Source organism: Mannheimia granulomatis, assembly GCF_013377255.1.
GTDB classification, from domain to species: domain Bacteria; phylum Pseudomonadota; class Gammaproteobacteria; order Enterobacterales; family Pasteurellaceae; genus Mannheimia; species Mannheimia granulomatis.
Genome location: NZ_CP016614.1, coordinates 259,318 through 283,994, shown reverse-complemented (window position 1 = coordinate 283,994; position 24,677 = coordinate 259,318). Strand labels below are relative to the sequence as shown.

At 41.5% G+C, this 24,677-nt stretch carries 19 protein-coding genes; 13 read left to right on the top strand and 6 right to left on the bottom strand.

The window, feature by feature from the left end; translation table 11 throughout:
• The first annotated feature begins 96 nt into the window (after positions 1-96).
• The 3 genes from purL (at position 97) to ansB (ending at position 7,254) form a co-directional block, all read left to right on the top strand.
• Entirely contained in the window at positions 97-3,993 is a 3,897-nt protein-coding gene (purL, locus tag A6B41_RS01295) for a phosphoribosylformylglycinamidine synthase (protein WP_027073359.1), read from the top strand.
• Positions 3,994-4,048: 55 nt separating this feature from the next.
• Entirely contained in the window at positions 4,049-5,761 is a 1,713-nt protein-coding gene (locus tag A6B41_RS01290) for an anti-phage dCTP deaminase (RefSeq protein ID WP_084493719.1), read from the top strand.
• A 443-nt stretch (positions 5,762-6,204) separates the two neighbouring features.
• Complete coding sequence (gene ansB / locus A6B41_RS01285) at positions 6,205-7,254, top strand: L-asparaginase 2 (RefSeq protein ID WP_027073360.1); 1,050 nt, start codon at positions 6,205-6,207, stop codon at positions 7,252-7,254.
• Between the two features lie 90 nt (positions 7,255-7,344).
• Here ansB and A6B41_RS01280 read toward each other — a convergent pair whose 3' ends face one another.
• Positions 7,345-7,929 carry a protein-methionine-sulfoxide reductase heme-binding subunit MsrQ gene (locus tag A6B41_RS01280; protein ID WP_027073361.1) on the bottom strand — a complete coding sequence of 195 codons (585 nt, stop codon included), beginning with the start codon at positions 7,927-7,929 and terminating at the stop codon, positions 7,345-7,347.
• Positions 7,929-8,882, bottom strand: a complete 954-nt coding sequence (msrP, locus tag A6B41_RS01275) for a protein-methionine-sulfoxide reductase catalytic subunit MsrP (RefSeq protein ID WP_027073362.1) — start codon at positions 8,880-8,882, stop codon at positions 7,929-7,931. Before msrP ends, A6B41_RS01280 begins: the two co-directional genes overlap by 1 nt.
• 118 nt (positions 8,883-9,000) lie before the next feature.
• Here msrP and A6B41_RS01270 point away from each other — a divergent pair, with 118 nt between their 5' ends.
• The 6 genes from A6B41_RS01270 (at position 9,001) to A6B41_RS01245 (ending at position 12,635) form a co-directional block, all read left to right on the top strand.
• Complete coding sequence (locus tag A6B41_RS01270; protein ID WP_027073363.1) at positions 9,001-9,567, top strand: sigma-70 family RNA polymerase sigma factor; 567 nt, start codon at positions 9,001-9,003, stop codon at positions 9,565-9,567.
• Positions 9,564-9,749: an anti-sigma factor family protein gene (locus A6B41_RS11245; protein WP_027073364.1), complete on the top strand. Its 186-nt coding sequence runs from the start codon at positions 9,564-9,566 to the stop codon at positions 9,747-9,749. The genes A6B41_RS01270 and A6B41_RS11245 overlap by 4 nt, the downstream gene beginning before the upstream one ends.
• A 141-nt stretch (positions 9,750-9,890) precedes the next feature.
• Positions 9,891-10,175, top strand: a complete 285-nt coding sequence (locus A6B41_RS01260; RefSeq protein ID WP_027073365.1) for a hypothetical protein — start codon at positions 9,891-9,893, stop codon at positions 10,173-10,175.
• A 103-nt stretch (positions 10,176-10,278) separates the two neighbouring features.
• Positions 10,279-11,322, top strand: a complete 1,044-nt coding sequence (locus A6B41_RS01255; RefSeq protein WP_027073366.1) for a Gfo/Idh/MocA family oxidoreductase — start codon at positions 10,279-10,281, stop codon at positions 11,320-11,322.
• Positions 11,323-11,424: 102 nt separating this feature from the next.
• The gene (gene rfaD, locus A6B41_RS01250) at positions 11,425-12,369 is read left to right on the top strand and encodes an ADP-glyceromanno-heptose 6-epimerase (protein ID WP_027073367.1); all 945 of its coding nucleotides are present in this window, start codon (positions 11,425-11,427) and stop codon (positions 12,367-12,369) included.
• Between the two features lie 35 nt (positions 12,370-12,404).
• Complete coding sequence (locus A6B41_RS01245; protein WP_050436758.1) at positions 12,405-12,635, top strand: PTS sugar transporter subunit IIB; 231 nt, start codon at positions 12,405-12,407, stop codon at positions 12,633-12,635.
• 47 nt (positions 12,636-12,682) lie between these two features.
• Here A6B41_RS01245 and A6B41_RS01240 read toward each other — a convergent pair whose 3' ends face one another.
• Entirely contained in the window at positions 12,683-13,510 is an 828-nt protein-coding gene (locus tag A6B41_RS01240; RefSeq protein WP_027073368.1) for a MurR/RpiR family transcriptional regulator, read from the bottom strand.
• Positions 13,511-13,714: 204 nt separating this feature from the next.
• Entirely contained in the window at positions 13,715-15,631 is a 1,917-nt protein-coding gene (locus A6B41_RS01235; RefSeq protein WP_027073369.1) for a bifunctional 5-dehydro-2-deoxygluconokinase/5-dehydro-2-deoxyphosphogluconate aldolase, read from the bottom strand.
• A gap of 268 nt (positions 15,632-15,899) precedes the next feature.
• On the opposite strand from A6B41_RS01235, the gene iolD reads away from it, so the two are divergent.
• From iolD to iolG, 3 genes are all read left to right on the top strand, one after another.
• The gene (gene iolD / locus A6B41_RS01230; protein WP_027073370.1) at positions 15,900-17,834 is read left to right on the top strand and encodes a 3D-(3,5/4)-trihydroxycyclohexane-1,2-dione acylhydrolase (decyclizing); all 1,935 of its coding nucleotides are present in this window, start codon (positions 15,900-15,902) and stop codon (positions 17,832-17,834) included.
• A gap of 124 nt (positions 17,835-17,958) precedes the next feature.
• Positions 17,959-18,855, top strand: a complete 897-nt coding sequence (gene iolE / locus A6B41_RS01225; protein WP_027073371.1) for a myo-inosose-2 dehydratase — start codon at positions 17,959-17,961, stop codon at positions 18,853-18,855.
• Between the two features lies 1 nt (position 18,856).
• On the top strand, positions 18,857-19,867 hold the full coding sequence (gene iolG / locus A6B41_RS01220; protein WP_027073372.1) for an inositol 2-dehydrogenase: 1,011 nt from the start codon (positions 18,857-18,859) through the stop codon (positions 19,865-19,867).
• Between the two features lie 40 nt (positions 19,868-19,907).
• On the opposite strand, the gene citC is transcribed toward iolG, so the two are convergent.
• Both citC and acnB read right to left on the bottom strand, forming a co-directional pair.
• Complete coding sequence (citC, locus tag A6B41_RS01215) at positions 19,908-20,927, bottom strand: [citrate (pro-3S)-lyase] ligase (protein WP_027073373.1); 1,020 nt, start codon at positions 20,925-20,927, stop codon at positions 19,908-19,910.
• 55 nt (positions 20,928-20,982) lie between these two features.
• Positions 20,983-23,595, bottom strand: a complete 2,613-nt coding sequence (gene acnB / locus A6B41_RS01210) for a bifunctional aconitate hydratase 2/2-methylisocitrate dehydratase (protein ID WP_027073374.1) — start codon at positions 23,593-23,595, stop codon at positions 20,983-20,985.
• Positions 23,596-23,716: 121 nt separating this feature from the next.
• On the opposite strand from acnB, the gene A6B41_RS01205 reads away from it, so the two are divergent.
• Positions 23,717-24,457, top strand: a complete 741-nt coding sequence (locus A6B41_RS01205) for a GntR family transcriptional regulator (RefSeq protein WP_032847088.1) — start codon at positions 23,717-23,719, stop codon at positions 24,455-24,457.
• Positions 24,458-24,677: the final 220 nt, after the last annotated feature.

The window sequence follows — 24,677 nt, the reverse complement described above, 5'->3', positions numbered from 1 at the left end:
AATAGAAATAGCAAACGTTTGCTATTTTGTAGCAATCGTTTGCTTAATGATTTATAATCAGCATAGTTTTTCATTTTAAATAGGAAAATCTCAAGAATGACAATGCAAACCTTTCGTGGCTCGCCTGCCCTTTCCAACTTTCGTATTCAGCAACTCCTGCAAAAATTTCAACAACATCAACTTCCTGTGCATTCGGTGTATGCAGAGTTTTTGCATTTTATTGCCCTAAATCGACCGCTTGCAGAGAGCGAGACGGCGAAAATTCAGGAGCTGTTGCACTACGGCCCGACCTTGGAAGAGCACGAACCGAACGGGTTTTGCTTAATCGTTAGCCCGCGTATCGGCACGATTTCGTCGTGGTCATCCAAAGCGACCGACATCGCCCATAACTGCGGTTTGGACGCGGTAGAGCGTATCGAGCGTGGCTTGGCGTACTATTTTGAATTTGATCTTCCGCCGACCGACGCTCAACTTGAAACACTGAAAGGTTTATTGCACGACCGTATGATGGAAACCGTGCTGACCGACGCCGGCCAAGCTGCGCAACTTTTCGCTCAACAAGAACCCAAACCGTTCACCAGCGTGGATATTTTAGGCGGTGGCCGCAAGGCTCTCGAAGAAGCGAACGTCAATTTAGGCTTGGCGTTGGCGGAAGATGAAATTGATTATTTGGTGGAAAATTTCACCGCACTTGGCCGCAATCCGAACGATATTGAGCTCTATATGTTTGCTCAGGCGAACTCGGAGCACTGCCGCCACAAAATTTTCAACGCCGACTGGACGATTGACGGCGTGAAGCAGGAAAAATCCCTGTTCAAGATGATTAAAAACACCTTTGAGAAAACCCCTGACTATGTGCTTTCCGCTTATAAAGATAATGCGGCGGTGATGGAGGGTTCGAAAGTCGGTCGCTTCTTCCCCGACCAAGACGGGCAATATCGCTACCACCAAGAAGACGCTCACATTTTAATGAAAGTGGAAACCCACAACCACCCAACCGCCATTTCGCCATTCCCAGGGGCGGCGACCGGTTCGGGCGGTGAAATCCGTGATGAGGGTGCGACAGGGCGTGGGGCGAAGCCGAAAGCGGGCTTGACTGGTTTCTCGGTCTCTAACCTTGTGATTCCAAACTTTGAACAGCCTTGGGAAAATCCTCTTTCTAAGCCTAGCCGTATTGCCTCGGCACTGGATATTATGATCGAAGGTACACTCGGCGGTGCGGCGTTTAACAACGAATTTGGTCGCCCTGCGTTGCTTGGCTATTTCCGTACTTATGAAGAAAAAGTAAATAGCTTTGCAGGCGAGGAAGTGCGTGGCTACCACAAGCCGATTATGTTGGCGGGCGGTATCGGTAACATTCGTGCGGAGCACGTACAAAAAGGCGAAATTCCTGTGGGGGCGAAGTTGATCGTACTTGGCGGCCCTGCGATGAATATCGGCTTGGGCGGCGGTGCGGCATCGTCAATGGCATCAGGTAAATCCAAAGAGGATTTAGACTTCGCCTCTGTGCAGCGTGAAAACCCGGAAATGGAACGCCGTTGCCAAGAAGTGATCGACCGCTGTTGGCAAATGGGCGATGAGAACCCGATTTTATTTATTCACGACGTGGGTGCAGGCGGTTTATCCAACGCAATGCCTGAATTAGTGCATGACGGCGAGCGTGGCGGTAAATTCGACTTACGCAAAATCCTGTGCGATGAAAAAGGGATGTCGCCACTCGAAATTTGGTGTAACGAATCGCAAGAACGTTATGTGTTAGCAGTTGCGCCTGAAAAACTCCAATTATTTACCGCACTTTGCGAGCGTGAGCGTGCCCCGTTTGCGGTGATTGGCGAGGCGACCGAAGAGAAACATTTAACCTTACACGATGAACATTTCGGCAACGATCCGATTGATTTGCCGATGAACGTATTGCTCGGTAAAACCCCGAAAATGCACCGTGAAGTTTCGCAAAAAACTGTCGAAAATCCACCGCTTGTAACCGAAAATATCGACTTAAAAGAGGCATTCCACCGTGTGTTACGCTTGCCTGTAGTCGCTGAAAAAACCTTCTTAATCACCATTGGCGACCGCTCGGTAACCGGTATGGTGGCGCGTGATCAAATGGTCGGCCCGTGGCAAATTCCGGTTGCGGACTGTGCGGTAACTACGGCAAGTTTAGACAGCTACCACGGCGAAGCAATGTCAATGGGCGAACGTGCCCCTGTTGCCTTGTTAGATTTCGGCGCATCGGCTCGCTTGGCGGTAGCAGAAAGCATTACCAACATTGCGGCAACTAATATCGGCGACATCAAACGCATCAAACTCTCGGCAAACTGGATGTCGGCCGCAGGACACGAGGGCGAAGATGCCGGTCTTTTTGAGGCCGTGAAAGCGGTCGGCGAAGAGCTTTGCCCGGCACTCGGTATTACCATTCCGGTGGGTAAAGATTCAATGTCGATGCGTACCACTTGGGAGGAGAACGGCGAGCAGAAATCCGTTACCGCACCGCTTTCCCTTGTGATTTCGGCATTCGCCCGCGTGGAAGATGTGCGTAAAACCGTTACTCCACAACTGCGTACCGACAAAGGGGCTTCACGCTTGCTTTTAATTGATTTAGGCGAAGGCAACAACCGCTTGGGTGCAACGGCGTTGGCACAGGTTCACAAACAGCTTGGCGACAGGCCTGCGGACGTGGTGAACGTTCAAACTTTAAAAGACTTCTTTAACGCAATGCAGGCGTTGGTAGCAGAAGAGAAATTATTAGCCTACCACGACCGTTCAGACGGTGGTTTGATTACGACCTTAGCGGAAATGGCATTTGCAGGAAATTGTGGCGTAGGTGTGGATATTTCTGCCCTTGGCGACAACGATTTAGCGGTGCTATTCAATGAAGAATTGGGTGCAGTAATCCAAGTTGCAGATAGTGAACTCAATGCAGTGCGTGAGGTGCTGAAAGCCCATAATCTCATTCACTTAACCAAAGAATTAGGGGCGGTGAATGCTGATAACCGTTTTGAAATCAGCCGTGGTTCGCGCAAACTGTTAAGCGAAAAACGCTCTGAACTGCGTGGAATTTGGGCGGAATTAACCCACCAAATGCAACGTTTGCGTGACAACCCGGAATGTGCTGATCAAGAATTTGCAGCAAAAAAAGATATTAATAACAAAGGGTTATCCGCATTCTTAACTTACGATGTGAATGAAGACATCGCCGCACCATTCATCAACAAAGGGGCAAAACCGAGCATCGCAATCCTGCGTGAGCAAGGCGTAAACAGCCATTACGAAATGGCGGCAGCCTTCGACCGTGCCGGTTTCAATGCTATTGACGTACATATGTCTGACCTAATCGCTGGCAGACGCAACCTGAACGACTTCAATGCAATGGTAGCTTGTGGTGGTTTCTCCTACGGCGACGTACTGGGTGCAGGCGGCGGCTGGGCGAAATCAATCCTGTTCAACCCAATGTTGCGTGACCAATTCAGCCAATTCTTCGCCAACCCGAACACACTGGCGTTAGGCGTGTGTAACGGTTGCCAAATGGTGTCCAACTTGGCGGAAATTATCCCCGGTGCCGAAAACTGGCCACGTTTCGTTCGTAATAAATCCGAACGTTTTGAAGCTCGGGTTGCGATGGTGAAAATCAATGAAACGAATTCCGTTTGGTTCAACGGAATGGCAGGCAGCCATATGCCGATTGCAGTCAGCCATGGCGAAGGACGAGTGGAATTTAGAAATAGTGATCAACTTCACAAATTGCAAAATCAGAATTTGATCGCCGCTCAATATGTGGACTACAATTGTGCTGTAACCGAACAATACCCTGCCAACCCAAACGGCTCTACACTAGGTATCACCGCACTTACTAATCTTGACGGACGAGTCGCCATTATGATGCCACATCCTGAGCGAGTGTTCCGAGCGGTGAGTAACTCTTGGTGTCCGGATGATTGGACTGAGGATGGGGGTTGGATGAGGGTGTTTAGGAATGCGAGGATAGTATTAAAGTAATAAAAGCAACAGCTTTTAACCATTACCTTTTTGTGCACATGTATAGGATTAAATTATGACAGTTGTTAGCAATATAAAAAATATTAATGCTCGAAAAAGATTTGGATATATAGAAAAACAAAAGGACCAAGATGGTAAAGATTATTTTTTCTTAGAAAAAGATCTTATAGATATTAATTTTGATGATCTAAATGAAGGAGTGAAAGTTTGTTTTGATTCAGAAGAAAGGAAAGGGACTAGATATGCACATAATATTAGATTACATATAGATACTAAAGAAATAATCGAATCTAATAATGAACTAAGATCTAGCTATTTACTTCCTGGAGGAAAAATGCATAACAGTGAACTTATTATAGGAATTGTTAGTGCTGTAGGTTCCGAATCTAGGACAATTATAGAATCACTTAAAAGCAGACTAGAAATTTTTGAATATCATACTGAGATTATTAAATTATCTTCTATTCTTCCTGAGTTTAATAAACAAGGGGAATATCAGCGAATACGTCACTATATGAAACAAGGGGATAAGCTTAGAGAAGAAAGTAAAAATAATGCTATCTTGGCAGCTAAAGCTATTAAATTAATAACTCACTGTAGAGAACAAAGTAGCAAGGAAAAAAGAGCTTATATTATTGATTCATTAAAACATCCTGATGAAGTAGAGTTATTAAGAAAAGTTTATGGTGATGGTTTTTACCTTTTTGGTATACATGCAGATGAAAAACGACGCATGGATTTTTTAATTCATGAAAAAGGTTGTTCTCAAGAAGCTGCTAATGAATTAATTAAAATTGATGAAAATGAGAATTTTAGTTATGGACAAAAAACTAGAGATACGTACCATTTAGCTGATTTCTTTTTAAATTTAGGAAGTAATGGGGATGCTGTCAAAAATCATTTACAAAGATTTCTAAATCTCATTTTTTCAAATCCTCATTTACATCCTACATTTGATGAATTTGCTATGTTTATGGCATTTAATAGTTCTATCCGTTCTGGTGACTTATCTCGTCAAGTTGGTGCTGTAATTAGTAAGAATAAACAAATCATATCTACTGGAGCCAATGATGTTCCTAAATTTGGTGGAGGGTTATATTGGGCAGAACAAGATAATTCTGGTAATGTAAATGATTTTCCAGATGGTAAAGATTATAAGAGAGGAGTTGATTCTAATAAGCAAACTCAAGCAGAAATCATTCAAGAAATTATAAGGGATGTAGAGAAAATACAATTAAATTCAGAACAAAAAAGTAAACTTGAAACTATTTTGCGAAATAGCAAAATATCAGATTTAACTGAATTTGGCAGAGTTGTTCATGCTGAAATGGAAGCTATTCTTGCATGTGGACGAGAAGGCATTTCTACCATAAATGCTATTTTATACTGCACGACATTTCCTTGTCATAATTGTGCTAAACATATTATAGCCTCTGGCATTAAGCGAGTTGTATATGTAGAACCATATCCTAAGAGTAAAGCCCTTGAATTTCATTCAGAATCAATAGAATTACGCTCTTCATTTGAACAAGGCAAAACTACTGAAGACAAAGTTATTTTTGAACCTTTCATTGGTGTTGGCCCTCGAAGATTTCTTGATTTATTCTCTATGAGTTTAGGTGCAGGTTCTAAATTGAAGCGTAAACAAAAAGATGGGCGTATAATACCGTGGGAAGGAGATAATAAATCAATTAGAACACCGTTATTAATTAACTCATATTTGGAATTAGAGAAAGAGGCTATTACTTTATTAGATAATATTTCTTAGTATCTAACATATATTGAGTATCTTTAACTAATATGATTTAGCCTTGCTAGGACAAGCTATATAAGGTGATAAGTGAACTATTAGCTCGTTTTTACCTTAATGCTCTACCCCATAATTGCAAAATCATCTTTTCTTGTACCTATTAATTCTAGCTAGATATCTAACAATTACCTAAAAGCCTAACTATACCAATTACAATTTGGTTTATTTAGGCCTTTTTAGTACAGCATAAGCTCTTGTGCTGCTACTGTAATTATTTTAATTGTTTATTTTTAATGCTATATAATTACAAGCGATTAATTTTTCTAAATATGTTGCATGTCATTTATTAAATTGATGTATTTATTAGTGAGATTTAATCTTCACTTTTATGTACCAGATCAAATTATTTACACTGATTTATCGGTATGATCTCTTTAGTTTTTTAAATTAAGGAGCCTTATATGAAATTCAAAAAATTAGTGTTAGCAACAATGCTAAGTGGCTTATTTGTTACAGCAAATGCGGCAGAATTGCCAAACATTACTATTTTAGCAACAGGGGGAACGATTGCCGGTAGCCAGCAGAATGCAAATAGCAGTGCCTATCAAGCGGGGCAATTGAATATTGAAACTTTAATTGAAGCTGTGCCGGAAATGAAAGCATTAGCGAATATTAAAGGCGAGCAGATTGTTAAAATCGGTTCGCAGGATATGTCGGATAGCGTGTGGTTAAAACTGGTTAAAGCGATTAATCAACAATGTGCAGCAACAGATGGTTTTGTCATTACCCACGGTACAGATACAATGGAAGAAACCGCTTATTTTCTTGATATGACGGTGAAATGTGAGAAACCTGTTGTATTAGTTGGTGCGATGCGTCCGGCAACAGAAAAGAGTGCCGATGGTCCATTGAATTTATATAACTCAATTGTAGTGGCAAAAGATCCCAAATCTGCCGGGCGTGGTGTGTTAGTGGCGATGAACGATGTGGTATTGGGAGCGAGAGATGTGACTAAAACCAGCACTACTGCGGTGCAAACATTTAGTTCGCCAAATTTTGGTTCTTTAGGTTACGTCCACAATAGTAAAGTGGACTATGAACGCTCTCCGGAAAGCAAACATACTGTTAATACCCCATTTAATGTGGATGGATTAAATGAATTACCAAAAGTTGGGATTATTTATGCTTATGCCAATATGCCGACCGAGCCGCTTAAAGCCTTGTTAGATGCGGGTTATCAAGGCATTGTGGTAGCAGGTGTTGGTAATGGCAATATGAATGCGGAAAATCTTGCATTATTAGAGGAAGCGGCGAAAAAAGGCGTTGCGGTGGTACGCTCTTCTCGTGTGCCAACAGGCTATACTACTCGTGATGCAGAGGTTGATGACAGTAAATATGGCTTTGCTGCTTCCGGCACGTTAAATCCGCAAAAAGCCCGTGTGTTATTGCAATTAGCTTTAACTCAAACGAAAGATATCAAAACGATTCAGCAATATTTTGAGGATTTTTAATAAACGTTAAAGCATATAAAAAATGGCATAAGTGAGTAAACTTATGCCATTATTTTCTGTAGCTTGACTGCTGCAAGCGGTGTAATTTTGCTATTTTTTTGCAAATTTAGCCTGTATTTTATGCGCAACGATAAACAACACTAAAACTCCAATGATAATTGGATCGAATGTTACACTTTTTACCGACCAATAATAATGTATCATCGCCAATACTAATGCAGGATAAGCCCACTGGTGAATCGTCCCCCAGCGTTTTCCTAATTTTCGTTTTAATATCGGCAGCGAAGTCACTGCCATTATGCTTAGAATAAAAAAAGCAGCGGCTCCTAAAATTAAATATGGACGACTGGCAAGCTCGCTAAAAAATAACGTAACATCAAGACTTAATTCTAGCAATAGATAGCTTGAGATGTGTAGCGCTGCCCACACAAACGCCCATAATCCCAATGGGCGGCGTAAAATTTGATACTGATTTTTCTTTAAGTATTGTAGAGCAATACCAAGTAGAAACATGACACAAAAAATCACGATTGCACCATAACCGAGAAAATGTTCCAGCTCTTTAATCGGATCGGCACCTAATACCGTTTCATTACCCGTATATAATAGCTGTGCCACCCAAACTAGCGGTAATAAACAGCCAAGATGAATAAGTATGCGTAGTCCGGTTAGCATTAGTAGTTCACCTTTAAATCTAAGCCACGGTATAAATTAGCCACTTCATTTTCGTAGCCATTGAACATCAGTGTTGGTTGGCGTTTGACTGATAATAACCCACCGGCACCAATTACTCGTTCAGATGCTTGCGACCAGCGTGGATGATCAACATTTGGGTTTACATTAGCATAAAAACCGTATTCGTTTGGGGCAAGACTTTCCCAAGTAGTAAGTGGGCGTTTTTCAGCAAAGGTGATTTTGACGATCGACTTAATACTCTTAAAGCCGTATTTCCAAGGCACGACCAAGCGAATCGGAGCGCCATTTTGCGGTGGTAAAGTTTTACCGTATAAACCGACGGAAAGCAGTGTTAGTGAATTTAATGCTTCATCTAAGCGTAAAGCTTCTACGTAAGGATAGGTAATTCCTCCGCCTAGCAAACGATTTTTTTGCCCCGGCATTTGTGCAGGGTCATATAAAGTGTGAAAGACCACATATTTGGCTTTACCGGTTGGTTTTGCCATCTCAATTAAGCGTGCTAACTCAAAGCCGATCCACGGCACAACCATTGACCATGCTTCTACGCAGCGGAAGCGGTAAATACGTTCTTCCAGTGGAAACGTATTAAGCAATTGTTGATGATTTAAACTAAACGGATTTTCAACTTCACCGCCAATTTCTAATATCCAAGGATCAGTTTTAAAGTTTGCTGCATTTTTTGCCGGTGCACTTTTATCAACACCAAATTCATAGAAATTGTTATAGCCGATTATTTTGTTTTCCGGAGTGAGTTCAAGCCCTTTATTTGGATCCGGTTTAAACTGTAGTGATTGCAAGTGACTTTGTGTTTCTGCCACACTCATTTTAGGCAATGCAGAAGCAGCAATACCTAAACCTAACGCAGTAATAATTTTACGGCGTTGGTAGAAAATAGCTTCAGGTGTCACACCTTGAATTGTTAATTTTTTCATCGAACTATCCTTTTTTTATGAATTGTTGTTATTATTTTGGACTCAACTGATCTAGAATTCTTACAAATGAGTGTAATTTTTCATTGGGAAAGTTATCTTAATTCCCTAAAGGAGATATATGAAGAGCCTATCTTCTACACAGATAGAAGAGATTAGAAAGCAAATGATTAAATTTGCCACCCTACAACTAGCCGATAAAGATTTAGCCGAAGATGCTGTACAGGATGCCTTAACCAACGCCTATAAACATTCAGCCTCTTTTCGGCGAGAAGCTGCACTTAAAACTTGGATTTTTGCCATTTTAAAGAACAAAATTTTGGATTTACTCAAAACACGAAAACGGCATATTCCGGTCAGCTCTCTATGTGAGGAAGAAGAATCACCAAATGCCTTTTTCGATCACCACGATCATTGGTTGGAACATCAAGAAGTGACTGAATGGAGTGGGATAGCGCAATCGACTTACCAAAAAGAATTTTGGGCAATTTTTGATATTTGTTTAAATAAATTACCCGCTCAGCAAGCACGAGTATTTATGATGCGTGAACATTTGGAGATGAGTAGTGCGGAAATTTGCCATGAATGCGAAATTTCTCTCTCTAACTTAAATGTATTACTTTATCGTGCCCGTTTACGTTTACAAGAGTGTTTATCTCGCAATTGGTTTAGAGAGGAATCAAAATGAAATGCAGGCAAGCAACAGAACTTATTTCACAGTCATGTGATGAGAAACTTCGTTTGCAACAACACATGCGTTTGCAGTTGCATCTTTTGGTATGCCCTAAATGTCGTAATTTTAATAAAAATACCAAAAAATTAGGCAAGATATTAAGAGCCTACTGTGACGATAGAGATGTTCCGTTCTGATTTGTTGTTGGTTAAATAACTTTCAGAATCCTAAAGGTAGAACCACTTAAAACTTTTCGAACATCACTTAATATTTATAGTCAAACCTAGGAAAATCCATCATATACCGTCTTTTTTATTCATTTTATTAAGGAGAAAAATATGCGTTATTGGTTAATGAGTTTAAGCATACTATTAAGTGGTTGTGTTGTACCGGTTGCTCCAACAGAGCAAGCCGGCGTCCCTATGCCAATTATAATTGATGTTCCGGATCAAATTGATTCCAGAGCGGTTCACATTTGTACTCTAAAGCCATTTACTCAGGAATATCGTAGTGAACATAGTAACCGAGGTAGGGCTAAATTAAATGTACAAAAGCAATGCCTTGCAAACCATAGTGACATATTTTGCGAAGAAAAAGATATTGTTTGCAAAACCTATTATTAGTTAAACAAGCGATCGTATTTTATCTATTTTTTGCAAAATTTTCCCAAAATCTGACCGCTTGTTTATTTAAGCAAACAATATAAAAATTTTATGAGGATTTTCTATGCAACCTATCAATATTGCTATCTCCGGAGCAGGTTATTCCAGTCGTGTTTTTCATATTCCGTTTTTCAAACAAGATCCACGTTTTTATGTACGTAAGGTGTATGAACGAAGCACTAATAATGCGGCACAATGGCTGCCTAATGTAGAAACTGTACGAGAATTTTCCGCCCTTTTAACCCCAGAAATTGATTTAGTCGTGATTACTACGCCGAATCAAACCCATTATACAATGGTGAAAGAGGCTCTTTTAGCAAATAAGCATGTTTTAGTAGAAAAGCCACTGGTAGCCAGTTCAACAGAAGCTATCGAATTAGCCGAATTAGCAAAAAAACAAGGTAAAGTCCTTTATGTTTACCAAAATCGCCGTTGGGATAGCCATATTGCCACCGCAAAATCCATTATGCAGCAGGGGTTGTTAGGTGAGCCGGTGGATAGTGAAATCCGCTTTGATCGCTATGCTAAAGAGAAAAATACGAAAGCTTGGAAAGAAGCAGGTGATAAAGGGACAGGTTTAGTCTATGACTTAGGCGTGCACTTGATTGACCAAACACTTTATTTATTCGGAAAACCACAAGCGGTATATGCAGATATTCGCTATCAGCACGAAGGTGCATTAGTGGATGATAATTTCGATATTCAGCTCTATTATGCTAATGGTTTTAAAATGGTACTAAAAGCCAGTAAATATGCCCGTGAGCCAAGCCCAACCTTTGTTTTACATGGAAAGCTCGGTTCTTATCTGAAACACAATGCGGATAACCAAGAAGATTTATTAAAAAATGGCACTATTCCAAAAGGGAATTGGAATATAGAAGCAGAAACACAATGGGGTATTTTGCATACAGAAGTGAATGGTGATGTTGTTCGTCAGCCTTATCCCAATGTGAAAGCAAGTTACCAAAATTTACTTGATAACTTATATGATTGTATCAACCATAATGCAGAACCGACAGTGAAATTAGATGAGGTAATATGGGTGCTGAAAATCATTGAATCAGCATTTGAAAGTGCTAAATCGGGGCAGAAAGTTTATTTATCATAACTTTTCTTTTATCTCCTATAAGAAATCTAATTTCCTAAATATTTGCAAATTCAAAACGATAAAACGATAATAACCACAATTTAACTGAAAAAGGATAAAAATATGATTATTGTAACCGGTGGCGCCGGTATGATCGGCAGCAATATTATTAAAGCATTAAATAAAATCGGTCGTAAAGACATTTTAGTAGTAGATAATCTAAAAAATGGTGAAAAATTTATCAATTTGGTCGATTTAGATATTGCAGACTATTGCGATAAAGAAGATTTCATTGCAGCTATTATTGCAGGAGATAACTTTAGTTATATTGATGCTATTTTCCACCAAGGTGCTTGTTCGGCAACTACCGAATGGGATGGGAAATACCTAATGCAAAATAACTACGAATATTCAAAAGATTTATTACATTTCTGTTTAGATCGCCAAATTCCGTTTTTCTACGCATCAAGTGCTGCAACCTATGGCGGACGTTCCGATAACTTTATCGAAAAACGTGAATTTGAAAGACCATTAAATGCTTACGGCTACTCAAAATTCTTATTTGATGAATATGTGCGCCGTGTTTTGCCCGAAGCTTATTCTCCGGTATGTGGTTTTAAATATTTCAATGTATACGGCCCGCGAGAGCAACATAAAGGCTCAATGGCAAGCGTTGCGTTCCACTTAAATAACCAAATGTTAAAAGGAGAAAATCCGAAATTATTCGCTGGTTCTAAACAATTCCTACGTGATTTCGTCTATGTTGAAGATGTGGCAAAAGTGAACTTATGGGCTTGGGAAAATAATGTATCAGGTATTTTCAACCTTGGAACAGGTAAAGCAGAATCTTTTGAAGAAGTCGCCAACGCAGTTATTAAATATCATGGCAGAGGAAAAATTGAAACAATCCCATTCCCTGAACATTTAAAATCTCGCTATCAAACATTTACCCAAGCGGATCTAACCAATCTCCGTGCTGCAGGTTATAAAGATACATTCAAAACCGTTGCACAAGGGACAGCAGAATATATGGAATGGTTAAATCAATCCGTAAACAGAAATTCCTAAATAAATTTCCAACAATTTGCATCACAGAGGGATATATGGCTGATATTAACAAAATTCTAGAAGCTCTCGGTAACAAAGAAAATATTAAACAGGTAGAAGCATGTTTAACTCGTTTAAGAGTTGTATTACATAATAACCGATTATTAAATAAATCAATGTTGAAAAAACTTGGAGCTGTAGATGTGGTTAAAGTCGCTGATACGCAACAAATTATTTTTGGTACAAAATCAGCACAATACCGTGATGAAATTAAAGCTCTATTATAAATAGACTATCTCTGTCATCAATAATAGACCTCTAAGAGGTCTATTATTTAAGCTTTTTTCAACGCTAGCGACACCGCAATAGTCTGTGCCAATGTCATCGTCGCACATTGGGAGCGGAAACCACTAACTTGTGCCTCTTTAATAATAAAAGATACATCACTAAACGATAGCAAGGGGCTGAGCTGGCTGTCAGTAATCGCAATATGCTTCACTCCGGTTCTTGCTGTTGCACTTACAACATTTAATGTTTCATTAGCATAAGGAGAAAAGCTGATTGCAATAACAGCATCACCTTCTCGAATACGCCCTAGCTGTTCATCAAACATCCCTCCGGAACCATCAATCATAAAAACATCATAATCTAAGTGATGTAAAGCATAATTGAGATAATTAGCAATGCTAAATGAACGCTTTAACCCAACAATAAAAATCCGCTTAGCACTATTTAAAATTTCTACTGTTTGTTCTAATTGTTCTGAACTCACCTGACTGGTAAGTTGCTGTAAGGCTTGCATATTACCTTGTACAAAAACATCTAAAATATGATTTAATGTGCCATTTGAAGAATTTTCATCCGGCTCAATTTGCCGGAATAACTGTACTCGCTCAGCATAACGAGATGTATTTTCCATCATATCCTGACGAAAAAGCTGCTTTATCTCATTAAAACCGCTAAATCCAAATGCATTAGCAAAACGGATTAAGGTAGAAGGTGGCACATTTGCCCTATCAGCAATAGTTGAAACAGTATCAAAAACAACACTATTGCCGTTATCTAACACATATTGAGCAACTTGTTTTAATCTCTTACTGAGTCCATCATATTGCTTACGGATTTCTTCTTGAAAATGAGCAAGTTGAGTAGGTTCATGCATTTCAATATTCCTATAGTCGATATTTTTATTTCATTATACTCTTTTCTAATTGCAAACAGATAACTTTTTCAATTATCTCTTTTGCCTAATATGTCCTGTTTTCAGAAAATTCGGGCATCAAGCGGTCAATTTGTTCTGATTTTTTGCAAAACAAAACCCCTTGTGTATGCAAGGGGTTTTCAAATCTGTGAGAAATGTGAGTGCTTAACGCTTTTGCCACAAATCAATCAGGATGCGGTATTTTTCCGATACAGCGTTAATCAGTCCCTGATCGTCTAATTTTCCGGCCAACCATTTTTCAGAGGCTTCACCGAAAATAGTGCGGCCAACCGCAAAGCCTTTGACTTTTTTACAGCCTTTCGCCTGTTCAAAGGTAGCTTTAAACACATCAAGCGGTGCGTCTAAACCTAAGATCAGAATACCACGGCAGTCTGGGTCATTGGCGTCAATGGTGGCGGAAATCGCTTTCCATTGAGCCGTTGAAACACCTGGAAGTTTCCACCATTCTGGTTTGATGCCGAGTTGGTAGAAATGTGTAATTGCTTCGTTGTAGTAGTGTTCGTCCTGAGGCATATCCGCCGGCAGGATGATTTCTAACAACAGCTCGTGTCCGGTGCGGCAGCACGCTTGGTACACTTCTTTTAATTTGCGATCTTGGCGAGCTTTTAAACCGCTTTCATCGGTTGGGTGGTAGAACGCCAAGCATTTGATCACGTGATAACGCGGGAAAGCGGAAAGCTGTGTGCCTAAATCGCCGTATTCCAATTCAAGTGGACGAGATGATGGCTCTTCGATCGGGCGGGCAATCCAGTAGTTTTTGCCGGTAATTTCATTCAGTGCATCTTGTCCGAATGTAGTATCCGCCAAAATTCCTGCTTGATTTTGTGGAAGGCCTGCCGCTGCGGCGGTCTGCTCCATCGCTTTTAACAGCAGCTGTTTGAGTTTCGGTAAACGCGCTACATCGGCACCCACTTTATTGGCCATATCCACCAACTGTTTACGGTGGTCAAACGCAAAAATACAGAGATTTTCCCACGATTTTTTACGGGTTGTTACACGGTGTAAGTGGTTTAAACTCTCGTCTAAATCCGGGCGTGGCACGCTGGCCGCACGGGTTAAGTAGTCGTCTAATTCACGTTTGGTTGGCATTGCCGGCGAGCAGCCGTGGCGGGAAACCACCAACGCACCACATGCATTCGCATAACGGCACGCTTGCTCCCAGCCTTCATTATTTAAGTAGCCACGCAGTAAGCCTGACATAAACGCATCGCCTGCGCCCAGCACGTTCAACACTTCGACACGCACACCATACACATTCAAACCACCGTCTAAATCATTCGGCAGTTCGCCTTCAAATACCGAGCAACCGAGTGCACCACGTTTGCAGACTAATACGGCATTGGAGACTTTACGCACGTTTTTTAAAGCAGTGAACGTGTCGGTTGAACCGCCAGCGATGTGGAACTCTTCTTCTGTGCCGACAATCAGATCAAAGTGGTGTAGCACTTCTTGCAGAGATTTTGTCACTTCTGCGCTATCGATATAACGGGTTTCGCCATCGCCGAGCGAGGTCAGCCCCCATAGCACCGGGCGATAGTCAATGTCCAATGCACGTTTCACCTCATTTCTGCCCGCATATTCTAACGCTGTCAGCACCGCTTCACGGGTTTTCGGATTGGATAAATGCGTGCCGGTGATGGCCAATGCACGGCTGGAAGCGATATAGGCTTCGCTGAAATCGTCTTTGGTGATTGCCATATCCGCACAGTTATCACGGTAGAAAATCAGCGGAAAGGTCTCTTTATCTTTAATGCCCAAAATCACCAGTGCGGTTAAACGCTCTTTATCGGTAATCAAGTGGCTGGTGTCCACACCGACACTTTGCAGTTCTTCGCGCAGGAAACGTCCCATATGTTCATCGCCCACACGCGCCAACATCGACGAACGTAGGCCTTGCACCGCGGTGCCGTATGCCACATTACCTGATGAACCGCCAAGATATTTTGAGAAAGTCGTCATCTCTTCTAAACGAGATCCGATTTGCTGGCCGTAGAGATCGACCGCAACACGCCCTAAACAGATAAGATCAAGAGGACGATCTTGATGATTTACTGTAGCCATAATCGCTCCTTGTAGTGAATTTATTGAAAATCGCCATTTATTATACAAAATGAAACATTTATTTCAATTTTAATTATATTGAAATTATCAATTATGTGACTTAGTTCGCAAATTTACATAAAACTCCGCCATTTTTTAGAAATACGATAGCTAACCCGATTTTTTTCGACTATGATTACACTATAAATGAAACAAATTTTTCATTTGTAGGTTTTTAGTGAAAAAACACCGCTTGTAAATCACCACTATTCATCACGCAGAGGTTTTTATGCAAACTACTCGATTAACTGTCGCACAAGCTCTCATTCAATTTTTGGATAATCAATATATTGAAGTTGATGGTAAAGAGATCAAATTTGTTCACGGCGTTGTGGCCATTTTTGGCCACGGCAATGTGCTGGGTATCGGGCAAGCGTTAGCGCAAAATTCTGGCGGGCTAACCTTATACCAAGGTAGAAACGAGCAAGGGATGGCACATTTGGCGATGGGTTTTGCCAAACAGAACCTGCGCCAAAAAATCATCGCGTGTACCTCCTCTGTTGGCCCGGGAGCAGCGAATATGGTGACTGCGGCCGCCACGGCAACTGCTAACCGCATTCCTCTTCTATTGTTACCCGGCGATGTATTTGCCACCCGCCAGCCAGACCCTGTGCTACAACAAATCGAGCAATCTTACGATTTAAGCATCAGTACCAACGATGCCTTCCGTGCCGTCAGCAAATACTGGGATCGTGTGCAACGTCCGGAGCAGTTAATGAGTGCCTGTATCAATGCGTTTCGTGTTTTAACCGATCCGGCAGAAACCGGTGCAGTGACGATTGCACTTCCGCAAGATGTGCAAGCAGAAAGCTTCGACTTCCCGAACAGCTTCCTGCAAAAACGCGTTCACCGTTTAGAGCGTAATCTGCCGACCAAAGCGATGCTGAACGATGCGGTGAAACTAATTACCGCCAAGAAAAAGCCGCTGATCGTCTGCGGTGGCGGTGTGCGTTACTCACAAGCGGGTCAAATCCTGCAAAAATTTGCAAAACAGTTCGGCATTCCGTTTGCGGAAACCCAAGCGGGTAAAAGTGCGGTGGTTTCCGATTATGAATTGAATGTCGGCGGTGTCGGTGAAACCGGTTGCTTGGCGGCAAACCGCTTAGCGAAAGAGGCAGATTTGGTGATCGGTATCGGCACACGCTACACCGATTTCACCACGTCTTCGAAATGGATATTCCAACATCCGGACGTGCAGTTCTTAAACATCAATGTGGCACGTTTCGATGCCTATAAATTAGACGGCGTACAAATTGTTGCCGATGCCAAGGCGACACTCGAAGCATTGCTTACCAAGCTGCCAAGCAGCTATCAAGCACAATGGGGTAATGAAATTACCACCGCCAAAGCAGACTTTGCTGAAGAAATCAAACGCCTACGTGCGGTGCAATACAGCCAGAATTTCACCCCTGAAATCAACGATAACTTGGATCATAAAGCGGTTCACAAAGAATTTATCCAACTCACCGGCTCACAATTAACACAATCACAAGTGCTTGGCATCGTGAACGAAACGATTGAAAACGATGGTATTATCGTCGCTGCCGCCGGTAGCTTGCCGGGCGATTTACAACGCACTTGGTTGAGCAAAGGCGAAGAGACCTACCACCTCGAGTATGGCTACTCTTGTATGGGTTACGAAGTAAGCGCAGCGGTTGGTGTGAAAATTGCCCGTCCTGAGCAAGAAGTTTACGCCTTACTCGGCGACGGCTCTTACTTAATGGCGCACACCGAGTTAGTGACTTCTATCCAAGAAGGTAAAAAAATCAACGTAGTGCTGTTCGACAATATGGCAAACGGCTGTATCAACAACCTGCAAATCGGCAACGGTATGGACAGCTTCGGCACGGAATTCCGTTTCCGCAACGCACAAAGCAACCAGCTCAACGGCGGTTTAGTGCCGATTGATTTCGCGAAAAACGCCGAAGCCTACGGCTGTAAAACTTACCGAGTGACTAACGAAGCCGAACTGCGCGCAGCCCTTCAAGATGCGAAACAGCAAACTGTTTCAACGCTGATTGATATTAAAGTGTTGCCGAAAACCATGGCACACGGCTACGGCTGTTGGTGGCACGTTGGCGTAGCGGAAGTGTCGGAAAGCGAGCGCATTCAACAAGCCCGCCAACGCTCCGAAGAGCAGTTAGCGAAGGCTCGGAAGTATTAGTTAAAAAACAAATCCCCCTCTTTAGCAAAGAGGGGGAACATCAAGCGGTCAAATTTGCAAATTTTTTTACAAAATCTACCGCTTGTTCTCTTAATTATCTCTCTACAAACCAAGAGGTTTCTCTATGAAAGCAGAAAACATTCAATTAGGTATCGCCCCTATCGGCTGGACAAACGATGACTTGCCTGAACTGGGTGCAGAAAATACGTTCGAACAATGCGTCAGTGAAATGGCCTTAGCGGGCTACACCGGCTGCGAAGTGGGTAACAAATACCCACGTGATGTCGAAGTGCTAAAACACAAATTAGAGGTACGTGGCATTCAAATCTGTAATGCGTGGTTCAGTACCTTCTTTGTGGACGGTAAACGCGAAGAAACCATCGCCGAGTTCATCAAACACCGCGATTTCTTACACGCCATGGGCGCAAAAGTGATCGGCTGTTCCGAGCAGAGTCGCAGTATTCAAGGCACGACTAAATCTGTCTTCAAAGAAAAACCGGTGTTTGACGATGCCGACTGGAAACGTATGGCAGAAGGTTATAACGAGCTGGCAAAACTGGCAGCGGAGAAAGGGATGAAAGTCTGCTTGCATCACCATATGGGTACAGGTATCCAAACGCCTGAGGAAGTGGATCGCTATATGGCAGAAGTGAATGACGATGTTTATCTGTTATTCGATTCAGGCCACCTTTACTACTCCGAAGGCTGCCAAAAAGCGATGCTCGGCGTGTTAGAAAAATATATCGACCGCATCATCCACGTTCACTTGAAAGATGTGCGTGACGAAGTCGTTGCCGAAGTGAAAGCGAAAGATTTGAGCTTCTTAGAAGGCGTGAAAAAAGGCACATTTACCGTCCCAGGCGATGGCGTGATCGATTTCAAACCGATTTTCGAGATTCTCGAAAAACACGATTACAAAGGCTGGATGGTGGTGGAAGCCGAGCAAGACCCAGCACTCGCCAACCCATTTGAATACGCCTTAAAAGGCAGAAAATATATCCGTGAAACCGCAGGAGTTTAAGATGTTAAAAGTAGGCATTATCGGCGCAGGCCGTATTGGTCGTGTACACTCAGAAAGTATCAGCAAATATGTGAAAGGCGCGGAAATCAAAGCGATTTCAGACGTTCGCATTACTGACGAACTGACCACTTGGGCGAAATCCATGGGCATTCCGCACGTTTATGACGACTACAAACAAATCCTGCAAGACCCTGAAATCGATGCAGTGTTAGTTTGCTCGTCCACCAACACCCATGCGCCTATCTCAATCGAAGCAGCACAAGCGGGCAAACACGTCTTCTGTGAAAAACCGGTGGATGCAGACCCAGCAAGAATTCACGAGGTGCTAGCTGCGGTAGAAAAAGCGGGCGTGAAATTCCAAGTAGGTTTCAACCGCCGTTTCGACCACAACTTCAAAGCGATTAAAGATCGTGTTGCCGCCGGCGACATTGGTGAACCGCACGTTATTCGTGTGACTTCTCGCGACCCAGACGCACCACCAATTGAATACGTAAAAGTTTCTGGCGGTATGTTCTTCGATATGACCATTCACGACTTCGATATGATCCGCTATCTCTCCGGCAGCGAAGTGGAAGAAGTGTTTGCCGTGGGAACCGTGCTGGTCAATCCTGAAATAGGCAAAGCAGGCGACATCGACACTGCTGTCATCACCCTAAAACTGAAAAACGGTGCAATCGGCGTCATCGATAACAGCCGTAAAGCGGCTTACGGCTACGACCAACGTGCCGAAGTCTTCGGTTCAAAAGGTGCAATCCACATCACCAACGACACCGGCTCAACTGCCGTGTTCTCTGGTGAAAATGGAGTGATTGCAGAAAAACCGAAATACTTCTTCTTAGAGCGTTATATGCAATCCTTCGCAAACGAAATCAGCTGCTTCGTGGATTCTGTGGTAAATGACAAGCCAACGCTCGTAAACGGCAACGACGGCTTACAACCGGTGTTAATCGCCTTAGCTGCGAAAAAATCACTGGAAGAAAACCGCCCGGTTAAATTGAGCGAAGTGGTTTAATCTATACACTACTTGAATATTTCTACCTTATCCCCGTTGCTTAAAATGGGGATTTTTGTTTTAAAAATACCAATGTCGTCTCCGGCACAAGATGGATAAGCTCATCCCATGCCTGTGTTTGCCATAACTGACGAACACGAGAGGCAGAAATAGGCTGCGTCTCAATATATTTGCGTTCAAATTCAACCACCTCAATTTTGGGTGTAGCCATATCGGCCTGTTGTAGCCAATAGTGCATCTTTTTATTATATTCCGCTGTTACTGCACAGAGAGGCTCCGTACCAACAAAGCGATGAGTAATATTTAACGCCGGAGCAATATATTGTCGGAAGAGACGTAAATCAATTTCTAAATAGGCTGCATCGACAATACAACTTTCTTTAATAAAATAATCAGGGAAGGTGGCACGTGAAATAATGTAAGGTGAACTATTATGCAATGTAATATGATCGAGATCTTGAATGCCAAGTTTAACTAAATTAAACCGTTCTTGATAAGAAAAAACTGAAGCATTTTCTTCCACCACAAAAAGATGGAGATGATTACATTGTTCTAGTGCTTGTTCGATTAAATAACGATGTCCAAGTGTGAAAGGGTTAGCATTCAGCACAATCGAACCAATCTTTTCTCCTTGTACGCCTTTTTGCTGCCATTGTTGGCACTGCTTATGTAATCGGGTGGCACTATTTTCCAGTAAAACTACATAAGGATAAGCAGAAGAAATGGGATAGAAACCGCAATGTTGAAATAGAGCTTCGTATTCGGGTTTAGTAAAAATAAACAATTCTGTGTATTGCTGCTCATAAGCAAGGTTTACTATTTCGGTAATTAATTTCAGTGCAATACCTTCACCACGACAAGTTTTGCTAATCGCAACACATTTAATGATATTTTTTGCTAAACCTGCACAAGCAATCAATTTTCTATCATCATAAGCAAGAATAAACCATTCAATTTGCTCATCAAACTTGAGCTCATTTTCTGTTAAGAAAGCTAAAAGTGCTGTAATTTTTTTACTGTTTTTCGCAACAAGCGAGAGATGAAAACGTTCAAAAACCATTGTGTCTCCTATGATAAATCTAAACAAAAAGCTCTCTTTCGAGAGCTTTAACATATTATTTGTACACCGCACTCTTGAAAATCACTTTATCTGCATGCACGGTATAACTTGGGATTTTGTCGAAGTTTAAGTAATTATAAATCTCTACTTTATAATTATCCAAATCTGCTACATAGCTTTGATATTCTTTAGGTGTTGGTAATTTTCCTAAGATAGCAGCTACAGCTGCTAATTCTGCGGAAGCCAGATATACACGCGCACCTTGACCTAAACGGTTTGGGAAGTTACGAGTCGAGGTAGAAACAGCAGTGCATCCTGAACGTACACGGGCTTGGTTGCCCATACAAAGTGAACAGCCCGGCATTTCAGTACGAGCGCCTGATCGACCATAAATGTTATAATAACCTTCTTCAGCAAGTTTTTGGGCATCCATTTTAGTTGGTGGCGCAAGCCATAAGCGAGTATTTAGCTCCCTCTCCACTTTGTTTAGAAGCTTACCTGCAGCACGGAAGTGTCCGATATTTGTCATACAAGATCCGATAAAGACTTCATCAACTTTATCGCCTTGTACTTCAGAAAGCAGACGAACATCATCCGGATCATTTGGCACGCAAAGAATAGGTTCTTTGATATCATTCATATCGATTTCTAATATCGCGGAATATTCAGCATCTGCATCGGCTTCTAACATTTCAGGATTTGCCAACCAGGCTTCCATGGCTTTTACTCGATTTTCGAGGGTTTGTGCATCACTATAACCATCGTCTATCATCGTTTTTAGTAACACCACATTTGAGCGTAGATATTCTTCAATTGAGGCTTGATTAAGTTTGATTGTACAAGCTGCCGCTGAGCGCTCTGCTGTTGCATCGGCAAGCTCAAAGGCCTGCTCAGCGGTTAAATCTTCCAAGCCTTCAATTTCTAAAATACGGCCAGAGAAAATGTTTTTCTTATTGGCTTTTTCAACCGTTAATAAACCGGCTTTAATCGCATAGTATGGGATAGCATGGACTAAATCACGCAAGGTAATGCCTTGTTGCATTGTGCCTTTAAAGCGAACCAATACAGATTCTGGCATATCCAATGGCATCATCCCCGTTGCAGCCGCAAAGGCAACTAAGCCAGAACCCGCAGGAAATGAAATGCCAATTGGAAAACGGGTATGTGAATCACCACCAGTCCCCACCGTAAATGGTAATAACATACGGTTTAACCAAGAATGGATGACGCCGTCGCCAGCACGTAAACCTACACCTCCGCGTTCAGTAAAGAATGACGGAAGTGTTTGATGCGTAATCACATCACTTTGTTTCGGATAAGCAGCGGTATGACATAACGATTGTATAACCAACGGGGCGGAGAATTTTAAGCAAGCTAAGTCTTTTAATTCATCACGGGTCATAGTACCCGTGGTATCTTGTGAGCCAATAGATGTCATCGCCGGTTCACAATATTTCCCTGGATGCACGCCTTTGACACCACAGGCTTTACCTACCATTTTTTGTGCAAGAGTATAGCCTTTCCCATTATCTTCAGCTTGAGCAGCTTTGACAAAAACATCACTTTCACTCAATCCTAATTCTGCCCGTGCTTTGGCGGTCAGGCTGCGACCGATAATAAGAGGAATTCGACCACCAGCATGAACTTCATCTAATAAGCCTGCTGTTTTGTATTGGAAAGTAGTAATGACTTCATTCGTGCCATGTTTACAAATTTTTCCATCAAAAGGGTAAAGGTCAATGACATCGCCCATATTGAATAAGGTCACATCTAATTCGATAGGCAAAGCCCCCGAGTCTTCCAAAGTATTAAAGAAAATAGGGGCAATTTTACTACCAAAAACAAAACCGCCTGTGCGTTTGTTTGGTAAGAATGGAATATCTATCCCTATATGCCATAGCACTGAGTTCGTAGCGGATTTGCGTGATGAACCTGTTCCAACGACATCACCCACATAAACAAGCGGAAAACCTTTTTCTTTTAATGCAGCAAGCTGTTTAAGTGGACCACGGACACCAGCCTCATCCGGTTCAATACCCTCACGTGGCATTTTCAGCATAGCGTTAGCATGGAGTGGAATATCTGAACGGCACCAAGCATCTTGTGCCGGAGATAAGTCATCAGTATTGGTTTCACCAACGACTTTGAAGACCGTTAAGGTAACTTTTTCTGCTAATTTCGGACGTGATGTAAACCATTCTGCCTCTGCCCAAGATAGGAGGACTTGTTTTGCAAAAATATTACCTTCCTTAGCTAACATAGCAACATCGTTAAAACTATCGAATACTAATAAAGTTTTACTAAGTGCCACTGCCGCAAGCGGTGCAATTTTCTCATTTTTTAGCAAATCAACCAAAGGTTTTACATTATAACCCCCTCCCATTGTTCCTAATAGTTCGGTAGCCCGTTCTGCCGAAATTAACGTACAAAATATTTCACCTTTTGCTAAGCTTTCCAGAAATTCTGCTTTTATTTTTGCAGCTTCATCCACACCGGCAGGAATACGGTTCTCAAATAAAGCAATAAGATCTGCTTCTTTACCTTGGGGAGGATTTTGTAATAAGGCAATTAAGTCTGAGGTTTGTGTTACATCTAAGGCTTTTGGCAAAATACCTAATGCTGCACGTTCTTCCACGTGGATTTGATAATCTGCTAATAAATTAGACATGGCCTTCACTCCGTTATAGAATTAAAAAATTAACATCTTTAAAACATATAGATGACTACATGTTAAATACCCTAGTCCCTTTTTAGAAGGACGTCAATGGGTTTAAAAAGGAAAATAATGAATGTTTAACTATGATCAAAAATTTATAGCGTTAACAAAAATGCCACGTTATTTGCAAATTAAATACGAATTGCAAAAATTTCTTTCGGAGAATAATTGGGGATTTGATAAAGCGATTCCTAGTGAGCAAGAATTATCTATAAATTATGAAGCTTCAATTGGAACTATTCGTAAAGCAGTAGAATGCCTTGTAGAGGAAGGTGTCTTAATTAAGCATCAAGGCAAAGGTACTTTTTTAAAACACCCTGCTTTTGTGGAATCTTCCATGGTGCGTTTTTATTTGCGTAATGCAAAAGTGGGTAAACCAGAAACACCTGTTGGAAAAGTGAGAACAGTGAAGTTAGTTAACCCTAAAACAGAAATCAATCAATTACTCAACATTCCATTAGATCAACCTTTACTTTATTTAGAGCGTACTCGATCAGTAGATGGAAAAGTGATTGTTAGCGATAAGATCTGGTTATCGCCGAACAGGTTTGAGGCATTACTTGAGCTCCCTTTAGATCAATTTGAAAATTTACTCTACCCTTTTTATTTCAAAAAATGTGGGCAGTTAGTTGTCTCAGCAAAAGAACAGATGAGCATCTTAACTGATTTTTGCGATCCTTACTTAACGGAAGGGAAACCTCAACATGTGGTTAAAGTGTGCCGTACAGCAAAAGGATTAGATAGCAATATCATTGAATATAGAGAGTCTTATGGTCTTGCAAAAGATTTTTATTATGAAACTATCATTACCTAATGAACAATAGAGGCTATCTTTGATAATTAGCTTAACCTCTCTTTAACTAATTTTTAGTCGTTATCTAGAGCATCCCATCAATATATTCAATAACAGAAAGGCAGTTTCAAATTACACTTGCCTTTCTTTTTGAACTACCAATTACACAACAGAACAAAAAGTAAACAATAAAATATTTTAATTTCATTTTTATGATCTAGTTCAATATTTTGGCATTTCT